Source organism: Amycolatopsis vastitatis (assembly GCF_002234595.1).
Lineage (GTDB): Bacteria > Actinomycetota > Actinomycetes > Mycobacteriales > Pseudonocardiaceae > Amycolatopsis > Amycolatopsis vastitatis.
This window is the reverse complement of record NZ_NMUL01000033.1, coordinates 41,648-57,965: the sequence shown is the minus strand read 5'-3', so window position 1 is coordinate 57,965 and position 16,318 is coordinate 41,648. Positions and strand designations below refer to the sequence as shown.

Here is a 16,318-nt window from a genome sequence, read left to right as displayed (position 1 = left end):
CCACTACAGATCGGCCCGGCCCGCCGCACAGTGACGCTCCGTCAGAGGTCGAGCACCAGCCGCGGGGAGCAGGCGCGCGACACGCAGAGCATCATCACCTCGCTCTCCAGCCGTTCGGCCTCGGTCAGCACCGAGTCGCGGTGGTCGGGAGTCCCGCCGAGCACGCCGGTCTCACAGGTGCCGCACGTGCCTTCCCGGCACGACGACAGCACCGTCATCCCCGCTTCCTCGAGCACGTCCAGGATCGACCGGTCCGCCGGCACCGGCAGCACCCGGCCGGACCCGGCCAGCTCGACCTCGAAAGCCGTGCGCGGCCCTTCCTCCGGCCGAGCGGTGAAGCGCTCGACGTGCAGGTCTTCCGGGCCGAGCGCCTCCAACGCGGCCAGCAGCGGTTCCGGGCCGCAGCAGTACACCGCCGTGCTCGGCCCCGCGCCGGCCAGCAGTGCCGGGAGGTCGAGCAGCCCGTGCTCGTCCTGCGGCCGGAACGTCACGCGGTCGCCGTGCTCGGCCAGCTCGGCTGTGAAGGCCATCGACGAACGCGTCCGGCCGCCGTACACCAGCTGCCACTCGCGGCCCGTCGCGGCGACCCGGTCGAGCATCGGCAGGATCGGGGTGATGCCGATGCCGCCCGCGATGAACAGGTACCGCTCGGCGTCCACCAGGGCGAAGTGGTTCCGGGGGCCGTCCACCTCGAGCCGATCTCCGGGGGACAGCGAATCGTGGACGTACGCCGAGCCGCCGCGGCCGTCGGTCTCCCGCAGCACCGCCACGACGTACGCCGACCTGTCCCCGGGATCGCCACAGAGCGAGTACTGGCGCACGACGTCGCCGGGCAGCCGGAGATCGATGTGCGCCCCCGGCTCCCACGACGGCAACGGCTCGCCGTCAGGCGCGCGGAGGGTGAGCCGGACGACGCCGTCGGCGAGCTTTTCCTTCTGCGTCAGCACAAGCTCGAGGGTCATGAGTCGTGTCCTTCGGGATGAGCGAGGAGCCATTCCCACAGCTCGACGGGGTCTTCGAACTCGCGCTCGGCACCGCAGTGGCAGACCGCGCGCAGGCGGTCGGTGCCGAGCACCCAGTGGATCCGGTAGACGCGGTCTCCGGTGAGCATCGGGCGCGTCATGACGTGATCGGCCCCGTCATCCGCTGCAGCATCCGGCGGGCTGCGAGGCCGCCGGTGTCGATGTTGATCGACAGTTCCTGGTAGCCGTCCGGTTCGGTGGCGACGACCTGCTCGAGGATGTCGAGTGCTTCGACGTCCTGCAGCACCACCGTGCGGTTGTTCTCCGCGAGGAAGGCCGACACGCCCTCGTCGTCGAGCGCGAAGTCCCGGGCCACCGCCCAGAAGTCGTGGGTCGAGTTTTCGGTTTCGGGCGTGATCGCGTAGACGACCTCGACGTGGAAGGCGTCCGGGTCGCTGCCGTCCGGGTTCGGCACGGACCCGACCGGGGCGATGCGGCTGTGCAGCTTGTACAGGCACGGCGGCGTGTACTCGATGTCCTGCCAGCGCGTGATGCGGCCTTCGAGGCCGGTCGACTTGGCGTAGAAGGGCGGGCACGCCGCGTCGGCCATGTGCCGCGAGACGTAGACGACGCCGGCTTCGTCGTCGACTTCGGTCGTGATCGGCGTCTCGGCGACCTCCGGGGTGCCGATGTAACCGCCGTGCAGGTAGGTCTCGTGGGACAGGTCCAGCAGGTTGTCCACCAGCAGCGAGTACCGCGCCTTGAGCGGTTCCATCCCGCAGACCGTGGTGTAGTCCGGCGAGGCGAGCCAGGGCGCACGGGGAATCGCCGCCGCGTCGGCCTTCGCGGGGTCGCCGATGAACACCCAGACGAAGGAGTCCTGCTCCACCAGCGGGTAGTGCGTCAGCCGCGCGGTCCGCGGCACCCGCGTCTGCCCGGGCACGGCGACGCACTTGCCGTCCACGCCGTAGGTGAAGCCGTGGTAGCCGCAAATGACCTGGTCGTCGACCAGCCGGGACGGCGCCTGCGACAGCGGGAACCGCCGGTGGACGCACCGGTCGGCCATCGCGGTGACGCTCCCGTCGCGGGTCCGCCAGAACAGGATCGGTTCCCCGCAGATGGTGCGGCTGAACAGTTCCCGGCCGATCTCGGAGCCGTAGGCGGCGACGTACCACTGGTCGCGGGGGAAGGCGCTCATCGGGGTCGTCCTTTCGTGGTGGGCCGGGTCACAGGGTGCGGGACCGGGCCGGGTGCCACGAAGGGCTATTTCATAAGATGGAAAGCGCGCGGGAGATCGCGCGGGCGCTGGTCATGACCAGCGGCGCGAGCGCGTGCGGCGACGCGCTGCCGTAGCGCACGACGAGCGACACGGCCGCGACCACCTGGCCGCGTGAGTCGTGGACCGGCGCGCCGACCGACAGCGCGTCGAGGGTCACCTGGCGCTCGCTGATGGAGAACCCGTGGGTGCGCACGTCGGCCAGCATGTGCCGCAGGCGGTCCGGGTCGGTGACGGTTTCGGGGGTGTACCGCTCGATCGGGCGGCCGAGGACGTCCTCCTGCACTTCGGCGGGGGCGTGGGCGAGCAGGACGAGCCCGACACCCGTCGCGGTCAGCGCGAACCGGCCGCCGACCCTGGTCAGCACGGGCACGGCCCCGGTGCCGGCGATCCGCTCGATGTACACCACTTCGGTGCCCTCGCGGACGGCGAGCTGGACGTTCTCCCGGGTGATCTGCGAGAGGTCCTCCAGGAACGGCAGGGCGAGCTCCCGCAGGCCCAGCCCCCGCGGCGCCAGCGACCCGAGTTCCCACAGCCGCAGCCCGACGCGGTAGACGCCCGCATCGTCGCGTTCCAGCGCGCCCCACTCGCAGAACTCCCGCAGCAGCCGGTGCGCCGTCGCGGCCGGGATCCCGGCCCGGCGCGCGACCTCGCTCAGCCGCAGCGCCGGCCGGTCCGGCGAGAACGCTTCGAGCACCCGCAGCGCGCGTCCCAGCACGGGCCCGGTGGCGCCGGGCACGCGACCTCGGTGCGGCACGGCGACCTCCGGCGGGAGCGGCTCAGAGGTCCACTATGCCCCGCGCCGCCCGGCGCGCGGCGGTGGCGTCGCGGCGTTCCTCGAACCGGGACGCCTGGGTGTCGAGGCCCTTGATGAACGTGGCCAGCTCCTCCCGCGCGGCTTCCCCGGTCGCGCCGAGGCCGGTGAGGTCGAAGACCTTCCAGTACCGCAGCAGCGGCTGGACGACGTCGTCGTGGTGGATGCGCAGGTCGTAGATGCCGGCCTTGGCCATCAGCGCCGCCTTGCGCTGGAAGCTCGGGATCACCGCGCCCGGCATCGCGAAGTTGAGGACCTCGTCGGTGATCGCGCGCATCATGGCGTCCGGCGAGATCTCCAGCGCCGCCTTGACGAGGTTGCGGTAGAAGACCATGTGGAGGTTCTCGTCCGTGGACACACGGGCCAGCAGCCGCTCGGCCAGGGGGTCCTGGGTGTAGCGGCCGGTGTTGCGATGCGAAAGCCGGGTCGCCAGCTCCTGGAACGAGACGTACGCGCAGACGTTGAGCAGCGGCTTGTCGCCGGTGTCGTAACCCGCCTGCATGGTCTCCATCCGCATCCGCTCCAGCTCGACGGGGTCGACGGCGCGGGTGACCAGCAGGTAGTCGCGGATGCAGATGCCGTGGCGGCCCTCTTCGGCCGTCCACCGGTGCACCCAGGTGCCCCACGCCCCGTCGCGGCCGAAGGCGCGCTCGATCTCGCGGTGGTAGCTGGGCAGGTTGTCCTCGGTGAGCAGGTTGACTTCCAGGGCCGTCCGCGCGATCGGGGTCACGCGGGACTGCTCCGGGTCCCACGCCTCTCCGCCCAGCTCGGCGAAGTCGCGTCCCTGGCTCCAGGGGACGTATTCGTGCGGCATCCACTCCTGGGCGGCGGCGAGGTGCCGGTTGAGGTTCTCTTCGACCGTGCCTTCCAGCTCGTGCAGGAGACGGGTGGTTTCGGGAACCGGCATGGGGCAACGTCCTTCCGTACCTACGCGACCGTAACTTACGGTTCCGTAGGATACGACAACGGACACGGGTGCCGGGTAGTTCCCCTGGCTCAGCCCGCGGGGGATACGAGGTCGAAGACGTAGTCCTTGAGGAGGGGCCCGAAGAAACTGTTCGCGGTGATTCGCACCACAGCGCGCCCGGGGACGCCGTGCGCCTGGCCGAGGATCTCGCACTTCGCGGCGGGATCGGCGGGCACGACCTTCGTGATTCTCGGTGAGGTGCCGGCCGCCACCGGGATGGTGTACGACGGCGCGCCGGCGTCGAAGCCCCCGATCCTCCGGCCGCCGACCACGATCTCGATCGCGAGGGGACCATCCGTCGGGACGGGCAGGCCGTTGAACTCCTGCCAATAGTGCACGCAGGTGTCGCGCCACGTCCCCGCGTCGGCCTCGTGGGCGGCGAGCTTGGCCTTGACTTCGGCGAAGCGCCGCGCGTCGAGGCAGGGTTCGAGCGAGTCCCACGCCCGGCGCATCCACGACACGTAGTGGACGCCCGTCTGGTAGCGGTACACGAGCTCGTCCCAGAAGATCCGGCCGCTGCGCAGCCGCCGGTCCCACGGCACGTGATGGAACCACATCAGCAGGTTCTCGGGGACGGTTTCGATGTCGCCGTACCGGGCCGCGAGCACCGGGAAGTACTGGGCGGTGAAGCCGCTGCCGGTGGGGGAGCGGTCGTAGCCGAGCCCGGCGCGGTCGGCCCGGTTGTAGTACACCGGGCTCCAGTCGTCCCGCGCCAGCCGTTCGGCCGGGTTGGGGCCGTAGTGGTCGCTGGACCGGAACTGGTGCGCGACGCCGAGCGGGGTCTGGTAGCTCACCAGCGCCTCCCGGGAGCCCATCATCATCGCCACGATGGTCCGGACGACGGGGTCGCGGTTGCTCCACGTCAGCCGGACCCAGTCTTCGGCGATGCCGCGCGCGTCCAGGGTCCAGTCCCACGCCAGCCTGCCGAAGGCGTACAGGTTCGCCTGCGCGAAGTGGTGGCCGGTCAGGTTGCCGGCGTTGCCGAAGTTCGCCACGCCGACGATCGCGCTGTCCGGGTGGCCCTGGGCCGTGCCGTCCACGACGTTGCCCACCAAGCGCTTCTCCAGCAGCCGGCCGTGCTCGTCGGTGGCGTACGTGTCGGATTTCAGGACCTCTTCCCACAGCGGGCCGAGGTAGCACAGCATCGTGTTCTGCCCGGTGTACTCCTGGGTGATCTGCAGCTCCAGGGCCTGGTTCGTGTGTTCCATCCGGCCGAAGAGCGGATTGGCGGGTTCACGGGCCTGGTAGTCGAGCGGGCCGTTCTTGGTCTGCAGGAACACGTTCCGGGCGAACCGGCCCTTCGTCCCGTCGGGCTGGGGCTCCTCGTCGATGGGACCGAACTCGAGGTAGGCCCGCTTCAGCCGGTCCGCGTCGACGTCGGCGTTGTAGACGAACGTCCGCCAGAAGATCCGCATCCCGAGCGGTGCCACCGCCGCCGCCATGCCGTTCGCGCCGTCGCCGTGGTCGTAGCCCAGATCCTGGGGACCCGGCTGGCCCTCGGAGTTCGCTTTGACGGTGAAGCCCATGAAGTCGGGGATCGCGGCCTGCAACTGCCGGGCCCGGCGGGTCCACCAGTCCCGGAACTTGGCGCTGTAGGGATCCAGCTCTTCCCGGGTGAGCGTGTCGGGCGCGAACCGGGCATCCGTCGGCGCCGCGTAGTTGATGGACACGGCCAGCTTGATCCCGTACGGGCGCAGCGCGTCCGCCAGCGCGGCTTCCTGCTCGATGGCGGCCGGGGTGAGGTAGAAGCTGTTGGCGTTGACGTTGTTGATCGTGATGCCGTTGATCCCCACGGAGGCCATCGCCCGTGCCGCCACGAGGTACCGGTCGAGGATCACCGGCAGGTTCAGAGCGGCCGACGCGCCGGTGGCGGCGAAGTCGAAGATCGCCCCGTTTTCGCCGTTCAGCCCGCCGGTTCCGGCCGTGTTGTTCCCGGCGTAGAGGCGCTCGGTCTCCCAGTAGTTCAGGTGGCGGTGGTGGATCCGGGGGACCGACCGGATGTCGAGGCCCGTGACGGGTTGCTGGGCTTGCAGCCGCCGGAGGAAGGCGAAAGTCCCGTACAGGGCGGCGAGATCGGTGTTGGCGGCGATGAAGACCGAACTGTGCCCGCCCCGGGACACCGAGCGGATGAGGTAGCCGTCGTCGCCGAGTGAGCTCAGGTCGCGCGCGGGGACGTACCGGCGCACCAGGGGCGAGCTGTCCGGGGTGCCCACGACCACCGCGCGGCCGGGAAACCCGCCCCGCACCGGCACGGGCCGCCCCAGCAGCCCGCCGAGGCCGCGGACGAGTTCGTCCCGCGCCGCCTCCAGGGTGCTTCGCACCAGGTGCTCGGTGGATCCGGGCGCCATGGCCAGGTTCGCGGTGTGGCGGTGGACCTCGGTCCGGCCGGCGTTCTCCACGACGATCGCGCCGAGCGCGGCCCGGTACCGGGCGAGGAGGCCGGGATCGCCGACCGGCTCGTAGCGCAGCCACAGGTCCGAGCCGTCGTAATCACCTGGGAAGGAGTGCGGAGGATTCGCTTGCGCCGGAACGGCACCGAACATCGAGGTGGCCAGTGCGGCTCCGCCGCCGATCAGGAAGGACCGCCGGCGCAGCCCGTTCCGCTCGTTCTCGTCGCTGAGAGACACCGTGCCCCCATCGTGTTCACGAGTATTGAGTTCGTTTCCCGCACTATTGCGGGCAGGGTCCGCGACTGTCAAGAATTGGCGATATACCGTGGAATTCCGAAAGTTTCGGCGTGTCGGGGACGGCGTGCTCCGGCCCGGGTGACCGGCCGTGTCAGACTGCGCGGCGATGGTCACCCCAGCCGATCTCGCCGACCTGCTCGAATGCGAGCACCGCAGCATCCTCGTCCAGGCACTGGCCGCGGACCTGCCCGGTGCGCCCCGGCCCGGCGAACCGGACGCCCCGAGCGGCCGGGCCGCGGCCGAGGCGGTCCTCGCCCGGTTCCGCGCCGAAGGCCGCGAAGTGGCCGAGATCGACGTCCGGGACCCCGTCCTCGCCGCGAAGGCGACGGAGGAGGCGGTGCGGTCCGGAGCCCCGGTGATCCATCGCGCCGTCCTGCGTGACGAGGAGTTCTCGGGTCAGGTGGACTTCCTGGTCCGAGACGACGAAGGCCGCTACGAGGTGTACGACGCGAAGCCGGTCCGGCACGCGACGCCCGCGGCGGTCGTGCAGCTGACCGCGTGCGCCGACGTGGTGCGCCGGGCCGGCTGGCCCGCCGGGCCGCACCTGCACCTGGGGCTGAGCGACGGCGGCATCCGGACGCTGCGGGTCGAGGACTTCCGGCCGCTCGTGGCCCGCCTGCGGGCCCGGCTGCGCGGGCGGCCACTGCGGCTGCCGGTGCCGCTGTGGGCCGACGAACGCCCGGCGTGCTCCGGCTGCGGGTTCGACCGGCACTGCGCGTCGGCCCGGGAAGCCGACCGTGACCTCTCGCTCGTGGCCGGGATGCGCGGCGACCAGCGCCGCAAGCTCGTCGCCGCCGGGCTGGGCTCGATCGACGCCCTGGCCGCGGCGGGCCCCGGCGACCGGCCGCGGGACCTGTCCGTGACGGCGTTCGCGGCCCTGCGCGCCCAGGCCGCGCTGCAGGTCCGGCAGGACACCACGGGTGAGATCGCCTACGAGATCGTCGACCCGGACGAGCTGGCCGCCCTGCCGTCCCCCGCGCCGGGTGACGTGTTCGCCGAGGTGGCGGGTGACCCGCACGCCCTGTCCGGTGAGGGGCTGGAGTACCTGTTCGGCGCGGTCGGCGACGGGGAGTTCACGTCGTTCTGGGCGCACAGCCGCGCCCAGGAGCGGCGCGCGTTCGAGGACTTCGTCGACTTCGCCGCGGCACGGGTCGCCGAGCACCCCGGCTCGCACGTCTACCACTACGCGCCGTACGAAGTCACCGCGATCAAGCGGCTCGCGGCGGTGCACGGCACCCGCGAGGAGACCGTCGACCACCTGCTGCGCAGCGGCGCGGTGGTGGACCTGCACACCGTCGTGCGCAAGGCGCTGCGGGTGTCGCAGCGGTCGTACTCGATCCGGCACCTCGAGCCGCTCTACCAGCCCGGCGCCCGCGCCAAGACCGCGGTTTCGGACGTCGAGGCGTACGAGGAGTACCTGGCGCTCGCGCAGTCCGGGGAGCCGGAACGCGCCGACGAGGCCCTGCGCCGCATCGGCGAGAACACCGAGGACGACTGCCTGTCCGCCCAGCGGCTGTTCGAGTTCCTGCACCGGGTCCGGGACGACGCGGGCATCGCCGTCCCGGAGCCGGCCGTCGAATCCGCCGAGGACGCGCTGCTGCGCGCGGCCGAGGAGGACGTCGCCGCCGAGCGCCGCGCCGAACGGGCGGCGCAGCTGGCCGCACTGGTCGACCCCCTGCTCGACGGGCTGCCGGACGACCCGGGCGACTTCACCGCCGACGAGCGGGCCCGTGCGCTGCTGGCGGCCTCCGTCGGGTACCACCGCCGCGAGACGAACCCCGCGTGGTGGGAGTACTTCCGCCGGCTGGCCGCCCCGCTCGGCGACCTCGAGGTGGACACCGCCTGCGCCGTGCCGGTCTCCCTGGAAGCCGGGGAGTGGGTGCCGCCGGCCGGGCGGGCGCGCACCGCGAAGCGGACGCTGATGCTGGCGTGCGACCCCGACCGGCCGCATCCCTTCGCGCCGGGCGACGACGTGCGGCTGCGCTACGGAGACACCGCCCGCGACGCGAAGGTCGTCGCCGCTTCGGCCGTGGAGCTGACGCTCGAGGAGAGCTGTCCGCCGGACGCGACGACGAACGACCGGCCGACGGCGGTGCTGCCCGGCAGCCCGGTGCGGCCGTCGCCCAAGGACGAGGCGGTCGCCGAGCTGGCCCGCCTGGTCGTCGACACCCTTCCGGCGCTCCCGCGGCACCCCGGCGTCGACCTGCTCCGCCGGACGCCGCCGCGGTTGCGAGGCGGTGCGGCGCTGCCGGAGCCCGGGGAGGCCCTGGTCGCCACGGTGATCGAGGCCGTCGACGCGCTCGACGGCTCGGCGCTCGCCGTGCAGGGTCCGCCGGGCGCGGGCAAGACCTACCTCGCCGGGAAGCTGATCGCCCACCTCGTGCGCGCCGGGCGGACCGTCGCGGTCACCTCCACGAGCCACAAGGCCGTGGAAAACGTGCTGAGCGCGGCCAAGAAGAGCGCGCCGGAGCTGCCGTGCGCCAAGCGCGCGAAGAAGACGCCGGATCCGGCCGCGCCGTGGGACCAGCCGAAGAGCAACCCGGCGCTGGTCAAGTGGCGCGAAGAGCACGACACCGGGCACCTGGTCGGCGGAACCGCGTGGACGTTCGCCAACGCCGCGGTCCGCGAGGAACCCTTCGACCTCATGATCATCGACGAGGCCGGCCAGTTCGCCCTCGCGGACGCGCTCGCCGTGTCCGTGTGCGCCCGCAACGTCCTGCTGCTGGGTGATCCGCAGCAGCTGCCCCAGGTGGTGCAGGGCACGCACCCGGCGGGCGCGGAGGCTTCGGCGCTGGGGCACCTGATCGGCGAGGCCGCCATCATGCCCGGGGACCTCGGCTACTTCCTCGACGAGACCCGGCGCCTGCACCCGGCCGTGTGCGAACCGGTGTCGGACCTGTCCTACGCCGGACGGCTGCACGCCCACCCTTCGGCCGCGGAGCGTGCCTTGGACGGCGTCGCCGCGGGCCTGTACCTGGCCGAGGTCGACCACCAGGGCAACACGACCCGATCCGTGGAGGAAGCCGCCGAGGTCGTCCGGATCGTGTCCGAAGTGCACGGTCGCCTGTGGACGGACCACGGGCCGGCGCGGCCGCTCGGCGACGCCGACATCCTCGTCGTCGCGCCGTACAACCTGCAGGCGCGGACGGTGACCCGGGCACTGGCGGACGCGGGCTTCCCCGGCGTCCGGGTGGGCACGGTCGACCGGTTCCAGGGCCAGGAGGCGCCGGTGGTGATCACGACGATGACGTCGTCGTCGGCGGTCGACCTGCCCCGCGGCCTCGACTTCCTGCTGTCCCGCAACCGGCTCAACGTCGCCCTCTCGCGGGCACAGGCGCTCGCCGTCCTGGTGTGCTCGCCCCGGCTCGTCGAGGCCGACATCCGGACGGTGGACCAGATGCGCCTGGTCGCCGGCATGATCGGCCTGATGGGCGCGGCACGCCCCTGGCCGGCCGGATAGCCGCCTCAGCTGGGCGGTTCCACCTCGCCGGCGTCCTCCTCGACGTCCTGGGTGCCGGGGTTCTCGCGCTCGACCTCGGGAACGTCGACGTCGAGGTCGATCTCCGGGGTCCCGGGCGGGCGGGGTGCGTCGGGGCTCAGCGGCCCGTGTTCGGATTCGGTCATGTCCGCCGGTTACCCGCTCGGCCATGATCGAAGCAGCCGACTTGACTCTGCCGGTCAGGCGGGGTTGCGCGGGGCCGCGGGGTCCTCTCCCGCCACCTCGCCCGGCGCGACGTCGTCGAGCGGCTGCCAGCGGAAGACCCCCGCGCCCTGCGCGTAGGCCAGGTGCCCGCCCAGCGCGCCGGCCACGCTCGTCGCCGTGAGACCCAGTGCGCCGAACAGGCGTCCCCGGCCGGTGTCGCCCCGGCGGCGGGCGGCGTAGGAGGCGCCGAACAGCGCGGTCGCGACCGCGTTGCCCGCCGCGTGGACCAGGCCGACGCGGCGTTGCCGCTCGTCGAGGCCGGCGTAGTCGGCCAGGCCAGCAGGATGGCCGCCGGCGCCGCCAGCAGCCCGGCCGCGACCAGCCTCCGCGCCGTCTCCTTGCCGTCCGGGAGCAGGTCGAACACCGCCGAGCACAGCCAGGCGCCGACCGGGACCGTCACGGCCAGGGGGTGCAGCGGGTGGCCCAGCCCGCGGCCGCGCAGCTGCTGCCCGGCCGCGCTCCCGGCCGGGCCCCGCAGGAGCCGTCCGAGGCCGGTGGCCGGCCCGTCGAGGGCTCCGGCGTGTTCGACCGCTTGCAGGGCCCGGTGTGCCCACGGAAGCTTCTGCCGGGCATGACCGTCGCGTGTCGGATCCATACCGCCCCGGCTACCCCGCCGCGCGCCGGTCAACCTTCAGCCCGTCTTGGCGTGCCGTCGGGACACCGCCGCGGTGAGCAGGTCGCCCGGCCGGGGCAGGGTGCCCGCCAGCCTGGTGAACGCGCTGCGCTTCACGACCTTGCCGGGGTGGCTGCCGTGGACCTGGCCCGGTTCGTCCACAGTGGAATCGACGTTGTCGGTGCCGTTGTCCGGCAAGGTGTTCCGGAAGCCACGGACGCCGATCCGGCGCAAGGACAACAACGCGTCGGTCAGCGCAGGTGAGAGCCGCTGGCCGAGGAAGAACCCGATCGCGGCCCCGCCGACCGGGATTTCGCGCCGGGGGTGCGTCGCGGCGAACACGATCGTGTCGGCGACTGTCTCGGGCGCGTACACCGGCGGCGGGGGCTTCGGCAACGCGCCGATCTTGCTGCGCGCGTGTTCGAAGAACGGCGTGTCGATCGCGCCGGGCAGGATCGTCGTCACCGCGATCGGGGCGCCCTCCTGCGCGAGCTCGATGCGGAGGCAGTCGTAGAAGCCGCGCAGCGCGAACTTGCTGGCGGTGTAGGGCGCGTGCAACGGCACCGCCCGGACCCCCTCGACGGACGCCACGCCGATCACCGAGCCCCCGCCCGCGCGCCGCAGGGCGGGCAGCACCGCGCGGACGCCGTGGACGTGCCCCAGGAAGTTGACCCGCAGCACCCGGTCGAACTCTTCGTCGGTGATGTCCTCGACGCGCCCGAACACCGACACACCGGCGAGGTTGACCCAGGTGTCGATCCGCCCGAACCGCTCTTCCGCCGCGCTGACCAGCGCGCGGACCGCCGCGGGGTCGGTGATGTCGGTGGGCGCGGCCACGGCCGTCCCGCCCGCGGTCGTGATCTCCCCGACCAGCGTGTCGAGCGCCCGCTCGGTGCGTCCGGCGGCCACCACCCGCGCTCCCCGCGCGGCGAAGGCGAGCGCGGTGGCCCGCCCGATCCCGCTCGACGCGCCCATCAGGACGACCACCTGGCCGGACACCGGTCGGGGCATGGGAACCTCCTCTGTTCGCGGACCCGGTCCGCGGCGGAACGGCTCGGACGGCGTGCGGCCCGGGACCCGTCGCGAGCGCACCGGCACCGGCTTGCCCCCGCGGCGCGGGATAAACGCCAGGGCCGCGGGGTACCAGTACGCGATGCCCCTCCCAGCCGGTGTTTCAGCCTTCCTCCCGGGCACGGCGGTCGCCGCGGGCGCCGCCGTCCTGTTCGCCGTCGGGTCGGTGCTGCAGCACGAGGCCGCGTCGAGCAGCGCGCACGCGAACGGCCTCGAACTGCGCCTGCTGGTGACGCGTCCGAAGTGGATGGTCGGGCAGGGCGCCACCGTGCTGGGGACCCTGCTGCAGGTCGTGGCGCTGGCCCTGGCGCCGGTCGCCATCGTGCAGCCCGTGCTCGCCGGCGGCCTGGTCGTCGCGCTGGCGATCCGTTCGGTGCGGGACCGCTGCCTGCCGTCCCGGCTCGACGGGATCGGGGCGGCCTGCACCTGTGGCGGGCTGGCCGTCTTCCTGGTCGCGGCCCGGCCCGCCGCCGGCACCGGCGAAGACCTGCCGCCCTGGTACGCCGTCGTCGTCGCGGTGCTGGTCGCCGCGGGACTGGCCGCGGTGAGCAGCCGGATCGGCCGCGGGCCGCGGGGCGCGCTGGCGTGCGGTGCGTCGGCCGGGATCGCGGCGGGCGTCGCGGCGGTGCTGATCTCCGCGGCGGTGAAGACGTTCGGCGAACGCGGGCCGGTGCACACCTTGGCCGGCAGCGCGCTGTGGGCCGCCCTCGCCGCCGCGGTGATCGCCCAGCTCGGCAGCCAGCAGGCCTACGCCCGCGGCGCGCTGTCCTGGTCGATGCCCGCGCTGGTGCTGCTCGACCCGCTCGCGGCCGTCCCGGCCGCCCGGCTCCTCACCGGGGAACGCCTCGAACCGGGCCACGCGTTCGTGTGGGTCCCGGCCGCGGCGGTGGCCGTCGTCGGTGTGGTCCTGCTGGCCCGGACCGGCGAAGGCTGCCGGCGGCCGTTGCGCCGGCGTCGGCGGCAACGTGTTTCGCCGTCGCCTCACCGGGAAGTCCCGGGGAGACCGGACGAAGGAGCCCGATGACCGAGCCGAACCAGCCCTCCGACCCGCCCCAGGACACCGGCGGGCCCGATGCCGCCGAGACCGACCCGGTGGCGCTGAACAGCGCCGAGGACCTCGACGAGGACCGGCTGCGCGTCGACCCCCTCGAAGAGGGCATGGATCCTCCCGAACACTGGTCGGGGGTGACGAAGTACGGGATGACCCCGTGGGAGCAGGCCCACCCGCGGCCACTCGGCGAGCGGCTCGCCGAGGAACGCCCGGACCCCGCCGCCGAAGCACCGGTGCTGTCCGAAGAAGACGCGGCCGCCCAGGAGTACGCCGAGGACACCGGGACTTCCGCCGACGTCGCCGGCGGATCCATGGCGGCCGAGTTCCGCGAGCCACCCGGTACGGCCTGACCCGCGAAGAACGGAGATACCGCGAATGTCCGACGCTTTCGGTTCCGAACAGCACCAGCGGCTGGAACTCGACGACGACCCCGGCGGTCTCGACCCCCGCGCGTGGGAACGCGAGGACCCGGACGCTGTCCCGGCTTCGCGGCGGCCGATCCAGCTGGAACCGGTCGAGGGGGACGGCCCGCCGGCGGACACCGAGCCCGACCAGGTCGGCGTGGACGCCGGTTCGGCCTCCGCCGCCGGCCCGGAACAGGCCGCCCTGCACGTCGAGGATGACGCGAGCGACCGGTGAGCGCAGCAGGTGGTGGGGGTGACGCCCGGAACGAAATCGGTGACAAGCCGGTGCGGCGGGCGCGGTCGGCGTGGGCCGGCGTCCTCGCCGGCATCGGCGTCGCCGCGTTCGTCGACGAGGTGGTGTTCCACCAGCTGCTGCACTGGCACCACTTCTACGACCGGTCGACGACCGGCGCCGGGCTGGTGTCCGACGGGCTGTTCCACGCGTTCGGCTGGTTCGCCGTCGTGTTCGGCTTGGTGCTCGTCGCCGACCTGCGGCGGGGTGACCGGCTCTCCGGCCGCGCCCTCGCGGGCGGCGTCCTGACCGGGGCGGGTGCCTTCCAGCTGTACGACGGCACGATCCAGCACAAGCTGCTGGGCCTGCACCAGATCCGCTACGCCGTGGACCTCACGCCGTACGACTGGACCTGGAACGTCGTCGCGGTGGTTCTGCTGGTGGTCGGTGTGGTCCTCCTGCGTGGCGCACGAGCGACGGCGTGAGCGTCCTGGCCATCGTGGTGTTCGCGGGGTACGAGCTGGGGGCGTGGCGGCTGCGCCGGCGCGGAGACCGGTGGCCGCCGGCGCGGGACGTCGCCTTCGGCGCCGGCGCCGCCACGGCCGCCGGGGCGGTGCTGCCGCCGGACACGTTCACCGGGCACATGCTGCAGCACGTCCTGCTCGGCATGCTGGCCCCGGTCCTGCTGGTGCTCGCCCGCCCAGTCACGCTGCTGCTGCGCGCGGTGCCGCCCGCGGCCCGCCGCGGCCTCAAGCCGGTGCTCGGTTCGCGGGCCGCCGCGGTGCTGGTGTTCCCGCCTTTCGCGGCTCTTCTGGAGGCGAGCAGCCTTTGGCTGCTCTACCGGACCGGCCTGTTCGCCGCGAGCGGTCGCGAGCCTGTGCTGCACGTCTTCGTGCACGTCCACGTCCTCGCGACCGGCGCGCTGTTCACGGCATCGGTGTGTCGGCTCGACCCGCTGCGGCACTCCTGGGGACTCGGCGTCCGCGCGGGCGCGCTGATCGGCGCCGCCGCCGCGCACGCCGTGCTGGCCAAGACGCTGTACGTCGCCGCGCCGCCGGGTGTGGTGCTCGCTGCCGCGGACCGGCAGGCCGGGGCCGAACTCATGTACTACGGCGGTGACGTCGTCGAGCTGGCGATCGCGGTGATCCTCGCGGTGCAGTGGTACGCCGCGCGGGGCCGGGCCGCAGCGCGGGTTCGCCGCCGGGCGGCGGCACCGGGGGAGTAGCCGCCGAACGGGCCTGGCTCACGAGGTCCGATGCTGGTAAGCCTCTGTGCGTGACCAAGGACGTGATCGACCTCCACAGCATCAACCCGTGGGAGGTGTCGTTCCTGCGCGAGGAGGTGGGTGCCTACTTCGCCCACGGCGTCGAGCTCGCCCCCGGCGCGACCGTCCTCGACGTCGGCGCCAACATCGGGGTGTTCTCCGCGGCCGTGTACGAGCGGTTGCACGGCGACGTGCGGATCTACGCCTTCGAGCCGATGCCGCCGCTCCACGAAACCCTGGCGCGCAACGGCCGCGACTTCTTCTCCGGCCGGCTGACCGCGTTGCCTTACGGCCTGGCGGCCGGTGAGGACGAGCTCGACTTCAGCTACTTCCCGGCCGCGACGATCTTCTCGTCGTCGTTGCGGGACGAGGGGAACGTCGAGGCCGAGCGGCGGCGGGTCACCGCCAGCGTCGTCGAGATGATCCGCCGGGGCGGCCTGGGCACGGCGTTGCGCCGCGTGCCGGCGCCCGTCCTGCGCGGGCTCGTCGGGCGCAAGCTGCGGGTGATGCGGCAGCTCGAAACCCACCGCGTCCGCGTCCGGCCGCTGTCGGCGGTGCTCGACGAGCAGGGCATCGAGCGCGTCGACCTGCTCAAGGTCGACGTCGAAGGGGCCGAGCTCGACGTGCTGCGGGGGATCGAGGACCGGCACTGGCCGCTGGTCCGGCAGGCCGTCGTCGAAGTCGAAGGGTGGCGGCGGCACCGCGACACGGTCCGTGACGTCTTCGCCGCCCGGGGTTTCACGGTCGAGGTGGTGCAGGACCCGGTCCAGGAAGCCGCGGACATCGGGATGGTGTTCGCGGTCCGCGGTGGGTGAGACGGTGGCCGCGCCCGGCCGGGCGTTGCATACTGCAGGTATGCCGCCGAAGAACCCGGAGCCCGCGCGGTGAGCCCGCGCGAAGGGCCGTCCCGCCCGAAGTTCGGCCGGATCGACCCCTTCTGCCTGCTGGCCGTGCTGCCCGTTCTGTTCGTCGCCGGGATCCTCGGCGCGCTGGTCAACGTGCTGCTGGGGCTGGGCTTCGCGGCCCTCGCGGGCTTGATCCTCCTCTTCGACTCCTGGGCCAACCGCCCCGGCCCGGTGCCACCCGCCCGTCCGCCGCGGGTCCGGCGCCCGGCGCCGGCGCGCGCACCGGCTCGTCCGCCCGCTCGCGTGCCGCGTCCGGCGGGGGCCCGGGCGCCGGTCCGTGCCCCGATCCGGCGCGCGGGGCCGCCACCCGCCACGAGATAGCTTCAGGGCAGCGCGAACCCGGACCGCACCAGACCGTGCCGAACGAAC

At 73.2% G+C, this 16,318-nt stretch carries 17 protein-coding genes; 8 read left to right on the top strand and 9 right to left on the bottom strand.

Annotated features, from left to right (window positions below; all coding sequences use genetic code 11):
- Positions 1-41 precede the first annotated feature (41 nt).
- The 6 genes from CF165_RS30220 to CF165_RS30195 form a co-directional block, all read right to left on the bottom strand.
- A complete protein-coding gene (locus tag CF165_RS30220) occupies positions 42-962 on the bottom strand; it encodes a PDR/VanB family oxidoreductase (RefSeq protein ID WP_093950994.1) in 921 nt (306 codons plus the stop codon).
- A complete protein-coding gene (locus CF165_RS30215) occupies positions 959-1,123 on the bottom strand; it encodes a hypothetical protein (protein ID WP_093950993.1) in 165 nt (54 codons plus the stop codon). Before CF165_RS30215 ends, CF165_RS30220 begins: the two co-directional genes overlap by 4 nt.
- The gene (locus tag CF165_RS30210) at positions 1,120-2,160 is read right to left on the bottom strand and encodes a Rieske 2Fe-2S domain-containing protein (protein ID WP_093950992.1); all 1,041 of its coding nucleotides are present in this window, start codon (positions 2,158-2,160) and stop codon (positions 1,120-1,122) included. Before CF165_RS30210 ends, CF165_RS30215 begins: the two co-directional genes overlap by 4 nt.
- Before the next feature lie 70 nt (positions 2,161-2,230).
- The gene (locus CF165_RS30205; protein WP_093950991.1) at positions 2,231-2,995 is read right to left on the bottom strand and encodes an IclR family transcriptional regulator; all 765 of its coding nucleotides are present in this window, start codon (positions 2,993-2,995) and stop codon (positions 2,231-2,233) included.
- A gap of 22 nt (positions 2,996-3,017) precedes the next feature.
- Positions 3,018-3,959 carry an acyl-ACP desaturase gene (locus CF165_RS30200; protein ID WP_093950990.1) on the bottom strand — a complete coding sequence of 314 codons (942 nt, stop codon included), beginning with the start codon at positions 3,957-3,959 and terminating at the stop codon, positions 3,018-3,020.
- 89 nt (positions 3,960-4,048) lie between these two features.
- The gene (locus tag CF165_RS30195; protein WP_093950989.1) at positions 4,049-6,646 is read right to left on the bottom strand and encodes an alpha-glucuronidase family glycosyl hydrolase; all 2,598 of its coding nucleotides are present in this window, start codon (positions 6,644-6,646) and stop codon (positions 4,049-4,051) included.
- A 166-nt stretch (positions 6,647-6,812) separates the two neighbouring features.
- On the opposite strand from CF165_RS30195, the gene CF165_RS30190 reads away from it, so the two are divergent.
- Positions 6,813-10,166, top strand: a complete 3,354-nt coding sequence (locus tag CF165_RS30190) for a TM0106 family RecB-like putative nuclease (protein WP_093950988.1) — start codon at positions 6,813-6,815, stop codon at positions 10,164-10,166.
- Between the two features lie 5 nt (positions 10,167-10,171).
- Here CF165_RS30190 and CF165_RS51305 read toward each other — a convergent pair whose 3' ends face one another.
- The 3 genes from CF165_RS51305 to CF165_RS30180 form a co-directional block, all read right to left on the bottom strand.
- On the bottom strand, positions 10,172-10,330 hold the full coding sequence (locus CF165_RS51305; protein WP_158226847.1) for a hypothetical protein: 159 nt from the start codon (positions 10,328-10,330) through the stop codon (positions 10,172-10,174).
- 54 nt (positions 10,331-10,384) lie between these two features.
- Positions 10,385-10,783, bottom strand: coding sequence for a hypothetical protein (locus CF165_RS52825; protein ID WP_240521858.1), 399 nt, complete (start codon positions 10,781-10,783; stop codon positions 10,385-10,387).
- Positions 10,784-11,040: 257 nt separating this feature from the next.
- Positions 11,041-12,033 (bottom strand): SDR family oxidoreductase, encoded by a 993-nt coding sequence (locus tag CF165_RS30180; protein WP_093950987.1) that lies wholly within the window; start codon positions 12,031-12,033, stop codon positions 11,041-11,043.
- Between the two features lie 142 nt (positions 12,034-12,175).
- On the opposite strand from CF165_RS30180, the gene CF165_RS30175 reads away from it, so the two are divergent.
- The 7 genes from CF165_RS30175 to CF165_RS30145 all read left to right on the top strand — a co-directional run bounded on the left by CF165_RS30175 (position 12,176) and on the right by CF165_RS30145 (position 16,270).
- Positions 12,176-13,117, top strand: a complete 942-nt coding sequence (locus CF165_RS30175) for a DMT family transporter (protein ID WP_167441607.1) — start codon at positions 12,176-12,178, stop codon at positions 13,115-13,117.
- A complete protein-coding gene (locus tag CF165_RS30170) occupies positions 13,114-13,494 on the top strand; it encodes a hypothetical protein (protein ID WP_093950986.1) in 381 nt (126 codons plus the stop codon). The genes CF165_RS30175 and CF165_RS30170 overlap by 4 nt, the downstream gene beginning before the upstream one ends.
- A 25-nt stretch (positions 13,495-13,519) precedes the next feature.
- Positions 13,520-13,783, top strand: a complete 264-nt coding sequence (locus CF165_RS30165; protein ID WP_093950985.1) for a hypothetical protein — start codon at positions 13,520-13,522, stop codon at positions 13,781-13,783.
- A complete protein-coding gene (locus CF165_RS30160) occupies positions 13,780-14,265 on the top strand; it encodes a DUF2243 domain-containing protein (RefSeq protein ID WP_240521857.1) in 486 nt (161 codons plus the stop codon). Before CF165_RS30165 ends, CF165_RS30160 begins: the two co-directional genes overlap by 4 nt.
- Positions 14,262-15,005 carry a cytochrome c oxidase assembly protein gene (locus CF165_RS30155; protein ID WP_093950984.1) on the top strand — a complete coding sequence of 248 codons (744 nt, stop codon included), beginning with the start codon at positions 14,262-14,264 and terminating at the stop codon, positions 15,003-15,005. The genes CF165_RS30160 and CF165_RS30155 overlap by 4 nt, the downstream gene beginning before the upstream one ends.
- A gap of 50 nt (positions 15,006-15,055) precedes the next feature.
- Entirely contained in the window at positions 15,056-15,859 is an 804-nt protein-coding gene (locus CF165_RS30150; protein WP_093950983.1) for an FkbM family methyltransferase, read from the top strand.
- Between the two features lie 69 nt (positions 15,860-15,928).
- Complete coding sequence (locus CF165_RS30145; protein ID WP_093950982.1) at positions 15,929-16,270, top strand: hypothetical protein; 342 nt, start codon at positions 15,929-15,931, stop codon at positions 16,268-16,270.
- Positions 16,271-16,318: the final 48 nt, after the last annotated feature.

Coding starts and splice junctions, on each gene's coding strand:
- CF165_RS30165 (WP_093950985.1), top strand. CDS start 13,520: ATGTCCGACGCTTTCGGTTCCGAACAGCACCAGCGGCTGGAACTCGAC.
- CF165_RS30170 (WP_093950986.1), top strand. CDS start 13,114: ATGACCGAGCCGAACCAGCCCTCCGACCCGCCCCAGGACACCGGCGGG.
- CF165_RS30220 (WP_093950994.1), bottom strand. CDS start 962: ATGACCCTCGAGCTTGTGCTGACGCAGAAGGAAAAGCTCGCCGACGGC.
- CF165_RS30180 (WP_093950987.1), bottom strand. CDS start 12,033: ATGCCCCGACCGGTGTCCGGCCAGGTGGTCGTCCTGATGGGCGCGTCG.
- CF165_RS30200 (WP_093950990.1), bottom strand. CDS start 3,959: ATGCCGGTTCCCGAAACCACCCGTCTCCTGCACGAGCTGGAAGGCACG.
- CF165_RS30210 (WP_093950992.1), bottom strand. CDS start 2,160: ATGAGCGCCTTCCCCCGCGACCAGTGGTACGTCGCCGCCTACGGCTCC.
- CF165_RS51305 (WP_158226847.1), bottom strand. CDS start 10,330: ATGACCGAATCCGAACACGGGCCGCTGAGCCCCGACGCACCCCGCCCG.
- CF165_RS30175 (WP_167441607.1), top strand. CDS start 12,176: ATGCCCCTCCCAGCCGGTGTTTCAGCCTTCCTCCCGGGCACGGCGGTC.
- CF165_RS30215 (WP_093950993.1), bottom strand. CDS start 1,123: ATGACGCGCCCGATGCTCACCGGAGACCGCGTCTACCGGATCCACTGG.
- CF165_RS30190 (WP_093950988.1), top strand. CDS start 6,813: ATGGTCACCCCAGCCGATCTCGCCGACCTGCTCGAATGCGAGCACCGC.